We start from the raw sequence: 12,831 nt of genomic DNA on the forward strand, positions 1-12,831 counted from the left end.
GGATGAAGCCGCATGGTGACTCAGCGTTTTGCAGTCATTGGAAACCCCATTGAGCACAGTTTGTCTCCATTGATTCATCAATGGTTTGCAAGGCAATGCCGTATCGAGCTTAGCTATGAGCGCATTTTGCTGGAGAAAGGGTTTTTTGCCCGGCAAGTCCAGGATTTTTTTGCAACAGGCGGCACAGGCTTAAACGTAACCACACCTGGGAAAGAAGAGGCTTATGCCCTGTGCTCTATTGCCACATCGCGCGCTGCCGTTGCCAAAGCAGTAAATACCTTATGGATAAACGAAGGCAAACTGATGGGTGACAATACAGATGGTGCAGGGTTTCTCCGTGATTTAAAAAGGCACGCGGTTATCCGTCACCCCAGAATCCTGTTGCTTGGCGCAGGAGGAGCGGCCAGGGGCATCATCGCTCCGTTGCTAAGCCTTCAACCGGAGATCCTGATGGTTGCTAACCGCGATCTGGAAAAAGCGCTAAGGCTTAAACAAACGTTCCCTGAAATTGCTGCCAGCGATTGGCAAACCATGGAAGGCCGCTACAATCTCGTCATCAATGCAACTTCAGCAAGCCTTGCTGCAGAAGCATTGCATCTTCCAGAAAACCTCTTGAGCCAAAAACCATTCTGCTATGACTTAAATTATGATATCCAGAAACCCACTCCGTTTGTAACCTATGCAAACAAGCATGGCTGTCGAGCCGAAGATGGCATCGGAATGCTGGTAGAACAGGCCGCAGAAGCGTTTTATATCTGGCATCATAAAAAACCGGATACAGCAGCAGTTTTAGCCTATTTCACCCGGAAAAAGAAAAAGCCCAGGGTTTGACAATGCTTGCCGCCTGGAGAAAAAGATGCGCCAAGGACCTCTACTGCAGAAGTAAATCTTTATTGCCGATAATGAGCATGTTCTCATCCGAAAGAGTTAAACATTGCCCCCGCATGGCTTGAAGAACCTGCTGCATGGTGAGGAACTGCTCGCTTAATTGAAAATACAAATCAGCAAACTGCCGCTCCTGCAATTCACCCACTGTCAGATAAGCCGCTTGCCCCATATCACTGAAATATTCAAGGCTGACATGCCGTTTTCTTGCCATGCCGGGAAAAAGCCCGCAAAACAGCAAACTTTTATCGCCCACATCGCGCAAAAGCTCAAGCTGCCGTTTGCCGGCGCTTTGCATGGACTCGAGAAAATCAAGCGCTATTACAGATTCCAAAAGCTTGGTGGTTTGCGAAAAGCGCATTAAGAGAAAAACAAGATAACTTTCCGTGTTTTCATTGAGTATCAACCGAGTGGATGCCTGAGCTTCATTGACCAGGGCATGCCATTGGCTGGTATCGGTGGGATGCAAAATTAATTTATTCATATTTTCCACCTTTTTTTGATGCCTAATGTAAGTTTAGCAAACCTCTTGTTGAATGAAAGGGTTAGCGATGAATCTTTATTATCAAATTGCCGGGATTCGTTGTATAATGGTAAATACATGAACAATCAGGATTGCATTGATCAAATGCATCCCGTTTATTTTTAGATATATTTAGATTTAGAGGGTACAAAGACCAGTTGATTTTCCGGCCTGGATCCCAAAAGCAGGATTTCGCCGGAAAAAATGGCTTTGTACGGGGCAAATTGATCTTGTCTTTCCCGCGCAATGCGCGCATCCATATTTGGCGCAGCGCAAGTTGCTTCCAGCATGGTTTCCAGGCTTCGCAGGATGACAATACCGAACAGTAAACACTTGTCCCAACTTAAGAAAAAATTGTCAACATCCAGGAATAATTAAGGTTTTTATGATCAATCAAATTCGCAATATAGCCATCATCGCGCATGTGGATCATGGCAAAACAACGTTAGTAGATAAATTACTGCAGCAAACAGGTACGCTCAATGAGCGCTCTCCGCAAATAGAGCGCATTATGGACAGCAACGCCCTGGAGAAAGAGCGCGGCATCACCATTCTTGCCAAAAATACCTCGGTCTACTGGCAAGGGTATCAAATCAATATTGTCGACACGCCGGGACATGCTGATTTCGGCGGTGAAGTCGAGCGCATTCTTTCCATGGTCGACAGCGTATTGCTCCTGGTGGACGCAGTAGACGGCCCCATGCCGCAAACCCGTTTTGTGACTCAGAAAGCGTTTGCCCGTGGCTTAGATCCAATTGTCGTCATTAACAAAATCGATCGCCCCGGCGCTCGCCCACATTGGGTCATGGATCAGGTGTTTGATTTATTTGACAACCTTGGGGCAACCGATGCCCAACTCGATTTTCCCGTAGTCTATGCCTCAGCTTTAAATGGCTATGCAAAGCTTGATTTGGACGATGAAACCAAAGACATGCAACCCTTGTTGCAAACTATTATTGAGCGCGTTAATCCGCCGGATGTCGATCCTGCAGGTCCGTTTCAAATGCAAATCAGCTCCCTGGATTACTCCTCATACGTGGGTACCATTGGCATCGGCCGCATTAGCCGCGGGCAGATCCACGCCAAATCCCCGGTTAAAATCATTGGTGCGGATGGCACCATCCGCAACGGGCGCCTCCTGCAATTGCTGGGCTTTAAAGGGTTGGAGCGCGTCGAAATTGAGCAAGCCCGCGCAGGCGATATTATTGCGGTTACAGGCATTGATGAATTAAAAATTTCCGACACAATCTGCGATCCGGCCCATATTGAAGCTTTACCGCCCTTGACTGTTGATGAGCCCACTATCAGCATGACTTTCCAGGTTAATGATTCTCCTTTTGCGGGACAAGAGGGCAAATTTGTAACCAGCCGAAAAATTCGGGAACGCCTGCAAACAGAATTGCTGCACAACGTAGCCTTGCGTGTTGCCGATACCGACGATCCCGATAAGTTCCGAGTATCAGGCCGTGGTGAATTGCACTTGTCGATTTTGCTGGAGAATATGCGCCGTGAAGGCTATGAACTGGCTATATCCAAGCCAGAGGTAATCATGCGTGAGGAAAACGGAGTACAACTCGAACCGTATGAGCGCCTGACTTTGGATGTTGAAGAATGCCATCAGGGCAGTATTATGGAAAAACTTGGCGAGCGTCGCGGAGATTTGCAAAACATCATCCCTGACGGCAAAGGAAGAGTCCGGCTGGATTACATCATTCCCACACGCGGTTTAATCGGTTTTCATACCGAATTTTTATCTTCAACCTCAGGCACCGGCTTAATGTATCATGTCTATGATCATTATGGTCTCGCCGTCCGCGGACGCATAGGCAAACGGACGAATGGCGTATTGATAGCCAATTGCCAGGGTGCAGCGAGGGCTTTTGCCCTGTTTAACCTGCAGGAGCGTGGACGTCTCTTCATTGAACCGCAAACCCCCTGCTATGAAGGAATGATCGTCGGCATTCACGCCCGTGATAATGATCTCGTGGTGAATGTGACTCGCGAAAAGCAATTAACCAATATCCGTGCCTCGGGCAGTGATGAAAATATTATTCTTACGCCACCGATTAAATTCTCGCTTGAACAAGCCCTGGAGTTCATTGATGATGATGAATTGGTGGAAGTGACGCCAGTATCTATTCGTTTGCGCAAAAAAGAATTAAAGGAACATGAGCGCAAAAGAACGGCGCGAGCTGAACATCGTGACGAATAGAAAAGGATTTGAGCATGAGCAAACAGAAATTCAAGCGCGCTGTCTTGTACGCCCGGCAATACCGAGCCAACCAGGGCGTTAATGAAACGCTTGAACGGGTAAAAGATTTTTTAGAAAGCCAACAAATCGACGCCTATCAGGATTCCGATACCGCCTCAAGCTTTACTCTTAAGCTTCCAGTCTTGGAACGTGAGCATATGGGCCAAAATCAGGATTTAATCATTGTGGTGGGCGGCGACGGAAGCCTTTTATCTGCCGCGCGCATGGCGATTAAGGTCAATGTCCCGGTCATCGGGATTAATCGAGGGCGGCTTGGATTTTTGACCGATATTTCCCCCAAAGACATTGAAACCCAACTTGGCGCCATTCTTAAGGGGGAATACACTGAGGAGCGGCGATTTTTGCTGCAGACACAAATTTACGATGAAGAAACGACATACTTTCAAGGCGACGCTTTAAACGATGTGGTTTTAAGCCGTGGAACCGGCACCCATTTAATTGAATTTGAAGTCCATATCAATCGACAATTTGTCGGCCACTACCGTGCTGACGGGCTCATTGTTGCGACTCCTACCGGTTCCACGGCTTATGCTTTGTCAGCCGGGGGTCCAATTATGCATCCGCAGCTAAACGCCATGGTTATGGTGCCCATGTTTTCCCACAGCTTAAGTTCACGGCCGCTTGTCATTGACGGGCGGGATGTCATCGATATTAGCATCAGCGAAAAGAATGAATGCAACCTGCAAATCAGTTGCGATGGCCATGAGTCGCGCCTGGTCAAGCCGGGACAGCAGGTATCGATAGAAAAGAACGCGCAGCAGTTAAGATTGTTGCATCCACTCGATTATCACTATTATGATACGTTACGAATCAAACTGGGTTGGGGTTAGGAGCCGCCTATGCTTATCTCCCTGCGCATTGAAAACTTTACCATTGTTCAATTGCTGGAGCTTGATTTTTCAGCGGGAATGACTGCATTTACCGGGGAAACAGGAGCCGGGAAATCGATTATGATTGATGCCCTGATGCTTGCGCTGGGTGACCGCGCAGACAACTCTGTTGTTCGGCCAGGAGCTGAAAAATGTGAAATCAGCGCAAGTTTTCATTTTGATCGAGGATCTCCTCCTGAGCTCTGGCTTAAAGAGCATGACCTGGAATGGACAGATGAACTCATTATTCTGCGCCGCGCTATTTATGCAGAAGGCCGCTCCAAATCCTACATTAACGGCCAGCCCTTCCCGCTCCACAAAATCAAGGAATTAAGTGAAATGCTGGTCGATATCCACGGCCAGCACCAGCATCAGACATTGCTGCAACCGAATACCCACCGCCTGCAACTGGATCAATATGCCGGCCATCTGCACCTGCTTCAAGAGGTCGCGGGCTTATACCGCGAATGCCAGCGCCTTGAACATGAGCTGACATCACTGGTCACGCAGGATGCATCTGATGAGCGGGCTGCATTGTTGCAATATCAGCTGCAAGAAATAACTGAACTTCATGTAAAAGAAAATGAGTTTCAAAAGCTTTATCAGGAACACCAGTTGCTGCACCATGCAAAGGATTATCTGAGTGAAGCCCATTGCATCATGCGCCTTTTAAATGCGGATGACGAACCGAATGTACATCAGCTATTGCATCAGATTATGCAGTCCCTGATGCGCCTTCCTCAAGCCAATCCCCTGATTCAAAATGCGGTCGAACTGATCAACAACGCGCTGATCCAATGCCAAGAAGCGGAAGCGGAAATCGCCAGTTTCTCTGAAGAGGTCCAGCTTGATCCAGAAAGGTTATTTGAAGTGGAGGAGCGTATCAGCCTCTTGCATGCTGCGGCACGCAAGTTTAATATCGATGTCAATGCGCTCTGTACTTATCAAGATACGCTGCAGGCAGAACTGCAACAAGTCAAGGCCAGAGAATCAAAGTTCCTTGAGCTGCAAAAAAAACTTGTTGAAAAACAAAACGAGTATGAACAGGCTGCATTGAAGCTTCGGGAGTCTCGGCTTTTGCACTCTGAGGCCCTGGCAGAGGAGATAACCCGCAGCATACGCCAGCTGGGCATGCCGAAGGGGTATATCCAACTTGAGATTACGCCGCTTGAAAAAATGCATCCCCATGGCATGGACAAAGTGGAGTATAAAGTATGTACCAATCCGGGCATGGTTCCCGATTCCCTGGCCAAGGTTGCATCCGGGGGAGAGTTATCCCGAATCAGCCTTGCCATCCAGATGATCACCGCCCAGCGCGCAAGTACCCCGACCCTGCTGTTTGATGAGGTTGACGTAGGCATTGGCGGCCCTACGGCTGCGCTGGTTGGCCAGTTACTGCGTAAACTCGGGCAACGCTTGCAGGTGTTTTGTGTCACGCATCAGCCCCAGGTGGCATCCGCGGCACACCATCATTTCGTGGTGGAGAAATATACCGATGAGGCGCAGACTTTTTCGCGGATCGTGCCGCTCTCGGCTGACAGGAAAGTGGATGAAATTGCGCGCATGCTTGGCGGATTGACCATTACCGAGCAAACCCGTTCGCATGCGCGTGAGTTATTGCAAAGCGCTGACATGTTCTAGGCCCTGCCAAGTTTTCCTAAGAGAGCCTTGTACCTTTGTCAACTTTAAATGCCGGGGGAGTGACCGGAGCTATTCTTTGGCAAGATGGGTTCTGCGCTCATGCATGGTTTCCATGCTGTTAATGACGCTCTGGTAGCAGATTTCCCACATGATGGGAATGGTATGCAAAGGCCTGCCTTGGTAAATAGCATAGGCAATAAAAAAGCTGTCTTGCCATAATTTTTCTCTCTTGCGCGCACCTGATTTTAGCCATAATGCAACCCAGAGGAAATGAAAAACCCATTGCTTGCGATTTGATTCCATCTCTTCTGCAAATACATCCCGCATGGCGTCTTCAATCCGACAGACCTTCACCCCTTCAACAAAACTGCAGAAACGATTAACGAGTTTATCAATTTTTGCATTTTCCATAAACCAGGATTCAGTAAACCGTTTATTTTTGGGCCACATCTTCGAGCGCTGCAAGGATTCTTCCAGGGCTTCTTCAGTAAATGGCGTAATTTGCACTGCAAGCTCTTCCATGGCCTGTGCGGTATCAAGCCGTTGCGGGATAAAATGCAAGCCAAGTTCTTCCTGGATTTCCAGCAAATGTAAATCAGGGACATTCCCTTGTTCAATGGTGAGCACCAGGAAGTGGTTCACCATCAGGCACAAATAGGATATATCCACCTTGCGTAGCATCACGTTATCCTCAAAAGACTCATGATAATAACGCTTGAGCTCTTTTGCTGTAATAGGGGGAGTAATCCATACGTCTTTTATGCCGGTTTCCTGCTTAAACAGCAAACTCCCAAGGCGATTGACTCGTTCTGTTTTAAATTCAATAAAAATTCCCTGCGCGCCGCTGCCATCGATCTCACTGGCTTTAATTTGAATGGATTCATTGAGCTTGCCTGAACAGGAAAAAACAACTCCTTTTTTACGTTGTTTTTTAATCCATTGATTAAACATGTCATGATATTCCGCTGGATACCATGCCTTAATCGCATTAAGGCGCGATAGCGAAATCGGGTTTAATTGGACGTCATCTATCATTTCAGCAATGGTATCAGCAACAACATCCCGCACTTCCTTGTCCGGATGAAGCAAGCTTAAAACAGCAATCTCCTGGCCGTTTTCCACATGAAACAAATCGATGACCAGATCAGCATACAGATCAGCAGGCAGAGCATAACTTTGCGCAAAAAAATTCTCGGCGATATCAAATATGGATAAATCCGATAATTCCTGAATTAAATTTTTTATGGCATTGAGATTGGCTGTTTCATCGGTGGTTGCAGGACTTGATTCCTTATCAATCAGATTAAGATAAGCTTCTTTTAATTCTGCAGATAAGTCGACATGCACTTCATAAAAGGTATTCAACACTGGTAGCCAGAAACTTAGGGAGTGGGCACTGTTTCGGATTACAAAGGCAAAATGGGACATTAAATGATTTAAAGCTCTGATGGAGGCTTTGTTTCCAGCTTCCGTTTCTGCCTGCAGCTGGCTGATGCAGACTTCCAGCGCAAAAATACAAGCGGAATAAAAAGCCGGCTCTTCATCAATTTCCCTTTCATTTAGGGCTGCAATCACATCAATGATCTGCACACTCAACTCAGGCCGCTGGAGAAAATCAGCGTAATACCTGGATTCAGGGGGAGCTCCATGCTGCAACAGAGCCGCCATTTCGCTAATAAGCGCATGTAAATCAATATCAATAGTCATGAAAGTTTCGGTACTGGCCGCGGTCGGCCATGTTCATCAATGGCCACAAAAACAAAAGTGCCTTCGGTCACGCGATAACGTTCTCCGGTGGCCAGTAATTCTGTCCACACTTCAACCGCAATGGTCATCGAAGTATTGCCCAATTTAATCAACTCCACATGGCAGCTTATCACATCCCCGACGTGGACAGGCCTTAAAAAAGTCATGGAATGGATAGCAACTGTTGCCACACGGCCATGCGCAAATTTTTTTGCCAGCACACCTGCTGCCAAATCCATCTGGGAAACCAGCCAACCACCGAATATGTCGCCGTTAGCGTTTGTATCGGCGGGCATAGCCAAGGTTTGAATAGTGATTTCGCCCCTGGGTTTAGTGCTCATTGGGAACCACGCTTTAATTTCGCCAGAGCATCAGCCATAGCCGTATTAAACACCGCTTTTTTCCCGTCCTTACTGCCTTTTTCCGGCTTTTTGGCCGCGCTGTTTCTTTTTTGGCTTTTCTTTTTTTCGGGAGATGTGGAATCTTTCGGCTGCTTGACAGGAACCCTGGATGCTTGCAGAGTTTGCTCTTCAAGTTTCATGCTGAGGCCAATGCGGCGGCGTTGATGGTCAACCTCTATCACCTTAACCCGCACCACGTCCCCTGCCTTAACCACTGATCGCGGATCTGAAATGAAGCGATTGGTCATCAAAGAGATATGCACCAAACCATCCTGGTGTACGCCAATATCGACAAAAGCGCCAAAATTGGTAACATTGCTCACCACTCCCTCAAGAATCATGCCTTCTTGCAAATGACTGATGTCTTCTATCCCCTCTTTAAACTGGGCTGTTTTAAACTCAGGGCGGGGATCTCTGCCGGGTTTTTCAAGTTCGCGCAAAACATCGCGAATGGTCGGCACCCCATAGGAATCAGTAACATAATCCTCAGCATTGATGCTTGACAGCAATTTCTGATTGCCAATGAGTTCTTTTATTGTCACTTGATTATTGGCTAAAATCTGCTCTACCAAAGGATAGGCTTCTGGATGCACCGCAGACGCGTCAAGCGGATTTTCCCCATTGACAATACGCAAAAACCCCGCAGCTTGCTGGAAGGTTTTCTCACCCATGCGGGCAACTTGCCTTAAAGCTTCACGGTTTTTAAACGCCCCGAATTCATCGCGATAGGCCACCAGGTTTTTTGCCAGAGTTTCGTTGAACCCTGAAACACGAGTTAGCAAAGAAACAGACGCTGTATTGACATCCACGCCGACTGCATTGACGCAATCTTCAACCACGGCTTCAAGGCTCCGGGCCAGACGCTGTTGGTTGACATCATGTTGATATTGCCCAACGCCAATTGAGCGCGGCTCAATTTTTACAAGCTCGGCTAATGGATCCTGCAGGCGTCTGGCAATTGATACTGCGCCACGAAGCGTAACATCCAAGTCCGGAAATTCTTCTGCCGCAAGCTTTGATGCTGAATAGACTGAAGCGCCTGCTTCATTGACCACAACTTTGGTCAAGCGTAGATCAGGATAAGTTTTAATCATTTCAGCAACCAGGCGTTCTGTTTCTCTGGAAGCCGTGCCATTGCCGATACTGATTAGGCTGACTTGATGTCGGGCGGCAAGCTTAGCCAAAGCGACAATCGATTCATGCCACTCATTCTGGGGCGCGAAGGGAAAAATTGTACAGTAATCCAGTAACTTTCCAGTTGCATCAACAACTACCGCCTTAACGCCAGTGCGGATGCCTGGGTCAAGCCCCATGGTTACCCGCGCACCGGCCGGAGCGGCCAACAGCAAATCGCGTAAATTACGGGCAAATACCGTAATAGCTTCTTCATCCGCCAATTCACGAAGCTGGGTCATGAGCTCAAGCTCAAGCTTGGTCGACAGCTTGATTTTCCAGGTATCGGAGAGCACATCCTGCAACCAGGGATCTGAAGCCCTCCCCTCATTCTTAAAATTAAAGTATCTGGCAACAAGAACCTCGCCTGAATCCTGTTCTGCAGGCAATGTCAGGGTTAATTGTAAAATGCTTTCCCGTCGGCCACGAAACAAGGCCAAGGCGCGGTGCGAAGGAATTTTAGAGATAGGTTCTGCATAATTGAAATAATCGGCAAATTTTTGCCCGGCAGATTGTTTGCCTTCCATGCAATTTGCTTTAAGAATGCCATGAGCCCATAAGCGCTTGCGCAATATGGCCAACAAATCTGCTTCTTCAGCAAATTTCTCCATCAGAATTTGTTTTGCGCCATCCAAAGCAGAAGCAATATCAGCAATTCCCAATTCAGGGTTCACAAAAGACGAGGCTTCCGCTTCAGGAATGAGCGTCGGATCTTGCCATAATGCCAGAGCCAAAGGCTCAAGTCCTGCTTCTTTTGCAATACTGGCTTTAGTCCGTCGTTTGGGCCGGTAGGGCAAATATAAATCCTCTAACCGGGTTTTGGTATCAGCTGCCAGAATGGCAGATTCCAGCTCAGGGGTCAGTTTTTCCTGCTCGCGGATAGATTGCAACACCACACTGCGGCGTTCATCCAGCTCTCGCAGATAGCGCAAGCGTTCGGCAAGCAGGCGCAGCTGGGTGTCGTCAAGCCCCTCTGTTGCCTCCTTGCGGTATCGCGCAATAAAAGGCACAGTTGCGCCTTCATCCAGCAAACGAATGGCAGCTTCTACCTGGGCAAGTTTTACTTTTAATTCTTGCGCAATTATGGCCGCAACCGGCTTTATCTGTTGAGTCATTGACCTCCCCATAATCATGAAAACCCCAATGCGCCTGTATTTTTAAATGAAACATGCGTATTAAAATGTGGGCTTATTATATACTGTTTGGTGCTCTTTTTGCGATAGACAAAAAACGAGGTTATTTTTCAAAATTCCTCTACTTACTCCAGATTCCGGCGAAACAAGACGCCTCAATTTCGTGCAAAACTTTCGAAAGCCGAGGCTTGCTTTCAAAACCGGCGGGATGTTTTGCGCGTTTTTACACGACAACTCAGACGGAGTTTGTCCTCACCGGATACCAGATTATGTTCTCATTCCACCGTCACTGATTTTGCCAGATTGCGCGGCTGATCTACATCCGTACCTTTAGCGACTGCGACATGATAAGCAAGCAATTGCAAGGGAAGAGTATAAATAATTGGCGCGATCCACTGGCCACAAGCAGGGACCTTAATCAAACGCGCACCGTCCGCAAGCCAGGACTGTGAATCGTCCACAAAAACATATAATTGCCCGCCGCGCGCGCTGACTTCATGTAAATTGGATTTTAGCTTGTCCAGCAATTCATCATTCGGCGCCACTGCAATGACCGGCATGTTGCTATCTACCAGAGCTAATGGGCCATGTTTTAATTCTCCGGCAGGGTAGGCTTCAGCATGAATATAGGAAATTTCCTTTAATTTTAATGCGCCTTCCAAAGCCACAGGATATTGCACCCCGCGCCCAAGAAACAATGCATGCGCCTTATTCACAAATTCTGCGGCCAGTGATTCTATTTCATCATTGATTTTTAATGTTTGCTCGCAGCAAGCCGGTAATTGCTGTAATTGATGTAATACTTCCTTAGCGCGGCTGTCGCGGCACAAGGCGGCAGCCAGCATCAGGAGTGCTGCAAGCTGGGTGGTGAAGGCCTTGGTTGAAGCAACCCCGATTTCAACCCCAGCCCTTGTCAGAAAGATAAAATCAGATTCACGAACGAGGGTGCTCGCCGCTACATTACAAATCGCAAAAGTTGCCAGATAGCCAAGCTTTTTTGCTTTCTGCAAGGCCGCCAAAGTATCTGCCGTTTCTCCGGATTGGGAAATGGTGATGAAAAGCGTATTGTCGCTTACGACCACGTCGCGATAGCGGTATTCGCTGGCGATTTCGACCTGCGTAGGCAAGGAAGCCAGGGATTCCAGCCAGTATTTGGCAATCAACCCCGCGTGATAACTTGTTCCGCAAGCAACAATTTGAATCTGTTTAACCTGCTTAAAAATTGAATTGGCGCTATCACCGAAGCTAGCCTTGAGCACTTCAAGGCTTGTTACTCTGCCTTCAAGGGTGTCGCCAAGCACTTTATTTTGTTCAAAAATCTCTTTCAACATGAAGTGGCGATAGCCGTCTTTATTCACGGCATAGATATCGTCCTTTAAATGATGCGCTTTCCGCCCTACGGATTGATTATCGGCATTGAATATCTCAACACCTTCTGCCGTAAGCCGTGCGCTGTCGCCTTCTTCAAGATAAATGACCTTTTGCGCAAAAGAGCGCAAGGCCAAGGCATCGGATGCAATAAAGGTTTCATCAATGCCGAGACCAATCACCAAAGGGCTGCCCTTGCGCACCGCAACCAATTCATGAGGATAGTCGCGATGGATAACACCCAGGGAAAAAGCGCCCTGCATCCTTGCTGCTGTTTTTTGCACGGCAGCAAGGAGGGATCGCATCATTTGATAATGATAATGAATAAGGTGGGCTGCAACTTCAGTATCGGTTTCGGAAGTAAACACGTATCCTAATGCCTGTAATTCGCGGCGTAATTCCTCATGATTTTCTATAATGCCATTGTGCACCACAGCAATTTCTTCGTGAGAGGTATGCGGATGGGCGTTTAATTCGCAGGGTTTGCCATGGGTGGCCCAACGGGTATGAGCGATACCGGTATTTCCATTCAAGGCTTTGGAATCCAAAGCATCGGCAAGCGATTGCACTTTCCCCAACATACGAAGGCGCATGAGCTGCTTATCAGAATTAATAATTGCCAAGCCTGCGGAATCATAGCCTCTGTATTCTAGCCGGCGCAAACCTTCCAGCAAGATTTTGCTGATTTCCCTATGCGACACCGCCCCCATTATCCCGCACATATATGTTTACTCCTCAAATTGGCAAAAGAATTGCAATAAAAAGCACGAATTATGCCATAATTATCCTGAATTAGTTAGGTTTACACATTGTTTCTGCA

Annotated in this window: 9 protein-coding genes; 4 read left to right on the top strand and 5 right to left on the bottom strand. The window is 47.6% G+C overall.

Going from position 1 to position 12,831, the window contains the following annotated elements; genetic code table 11:
- Positions 1-15: 15 nt before the first annotated feature.
- Positions 16-831 carry a shikimate dehydrogenase gene (gene aroE / locus Llon_RS09895; RefSeq protein ID WP_058530078.1) on the top strand — a complete coding sequence of 272 codons (816 nt, stop codon included), beginning with the start codon at positions 16-18 and terminating at the stop codon, positions 829-831.
- A gap of 40 nt (positions 832-871) precedes the next feature.
- On the opposite strand, the gene Llon_RS09900 is transcribed toward aroE, so the two are convergent.
- A complete protein-coding gene (locus tag Llon_RS09900; protein ID WP_058529897.1) occupies positions 872-1,369 on the bottom strand; it encodes a hypothetical protein in 498 nt (165 codons plus the stop codon).
- A gap of 424 nt (positions 1,370-1,793) precedes the next feature.
- Between Llon_RS09900 and typA the strand changes: the two genes are divergently transcribed.
- Genes typA through recN form a run of 3 tightly spaced genes read left to right on the top strand, consistent with a single transcriptional unit; the run spans position 1,794 to position 6,190 of the window.
- On the top strand, positions 1,794-3,620 hold the full coding sequence (gene typA, locus Llon_RS09905) for a translational GTPase TypA (RefSeq protein WP_058529898.1): 1,827 nt from the start codon (positions 1,794-1,796) through the stop codon (positions 3,618-3,620).
- A gap of 14 nt (positions 3,621-3,634) precedes the next feature.
- Positions 3,635-4,510 carry an NAD(+) kinase gene (locus tag Llon_RS09910; RefSeq protein ID WP_058529899.1) on the top strand — a complete coding sequence of 292 codons (876 nt, stop codon included), beginning with the start codon at positions 3,635-3,637 and terminating at the stop codon, positions 4,508-4,510.
- Between the two features lie 9 nt (positions 4,511-4,519).
- Positions 4,520-6,190, top strand: a complete 1,671-nt coding sequence (recN, locus tag Llon_RS09915) for a DNA repair protein RecN (protein ID WP_058529900.1) — start codon at positions 4,520-4,522, stop codon at positions 6,188-6,190.
- Positions 6,191-6,259: 69 nt separating this feature from the next.
- On the opposite strand, the gene Llon_RS09920 is transcribed toward recN, so the two are convergent.
- The 4 genes from Llon_RS09920 to glmS form a co-directional block, all read right to left on the bottom strand.
- Positions 6,260-7,897 (bottom strand): hypothetical protein, encoded by a 1,638-nt coding sequence (locus Llon_RS09920; RefSeq protein ID WP_058529901.1) that lies wholly within the window; start codon positions 7,895-7,897, stop codon positions 6,260-6,262.
- A complete protein-coding gene (gene yciA, locus Llon_RS09925) occupies positions 7,894-8,277 on the bottom strand; it encodes an acyl-CoA thioester hydrolase YciA (protein WP_058529902.1) in 384 nt (127 codons plus the stop codon). Before yciA ends, Llon_RS09920 begins: the two co-directional genes overlap by 4 nt.
- Positions 8,274-10,625: a Tex family protein gene (locus Llon_RS09930; RefSeq protein ID WP_058529903.1), complete on the bottom strand. Its 2,352-nt coding sequence runs from the start codon at positions 10,623-10,625 to the stop codon at positions 8,274-8,276. Before Llon_RS09930 ends, yciA begins: the two co-directional genes overlap by 4 nt.
- A 293-nt stretch (positions 10,626-10,918) precedes the next feature.
- The gene (glmS, locus tag Llon_RS09940) at positions 10,919-12,733 is read right to left on the bottom strand and encodes a glutamine--fructose-6-phosphate transaminase (isomerizing) (RefSeq protein WP_058529905.1); all 1,815 of its coding nucleotides are present in this window, start codon (positions 12,731-12,733) and stop codon (positions 10,919-10,921) included.
- Positions 12,734-12,831 lie beyond the last annotated feature (98 nt).

The organism is Legionella londiniensis (genome assembly GCF_001467825.1).
In the GTDB taxonomy this organism is placed as follows: Bacteria; Pseudomonadota; Gammaproteobacteria; order Legionellales; family Legionellaceae; genus Legionella_A; species Legionella_A londiniensis.

Bases quoted from the DNA above. Each gene is read 5' to 3' on its own strand.
- Llon_RS09920 (WP_058529901.1), bottom strand. From the start codon at position 7,897: ATGACTATTGATATTGATTTACATGCGCTTATTAGCGAAATGGCGGCT.
- recN (WP_058529900.1), top strand. From the start codon at position 4,520: ATGCTTATCTCCCTGCGCATTGAAAACTTTACCATTGTTCAATTGCTG.
- glmS (WP_058529905.1), bottom strand. From the start codon at position 12,733: ATGTGCGGGATAATGGGGGCGGTGTCGCATAGGGAAATCAGCAAAATC.
- typA (WP_058529898.1), top strand. From the start codon at position 1,794: ATGATCAATCAAATTCGCAATATAGCCATCATCGCGCATGTGGATCAT.
- Llon_RS09930 (WP_058529903.1), bottom strand. From the start codon at position 10,625: ATGACTCAACAGATAAAGCCGGTTGCGGCCATAATTGCGCAAGAATTA.
- Llon_RS09910 (WP_058529899.1), top strand. From the start codon at position 3,635: ATGAGCAAACAGAAATTCAAGCGCGCTGTCTTGTACGCCCGGCAATAC.
- Llon_RS09900 (WP_058529897.1), bottom strand. From the start codon at position 1,369: ATGAATAAATTAATTTTGCATCCCACCGATACCAGCCAATGGCATGCC.
- yciA (WP_058529902.1), bottom strand. From the start codon at position 8,277: ATGAGCACTAAACCCAGGGGCGAAATCACTATTCAAACCTTGGCTATG.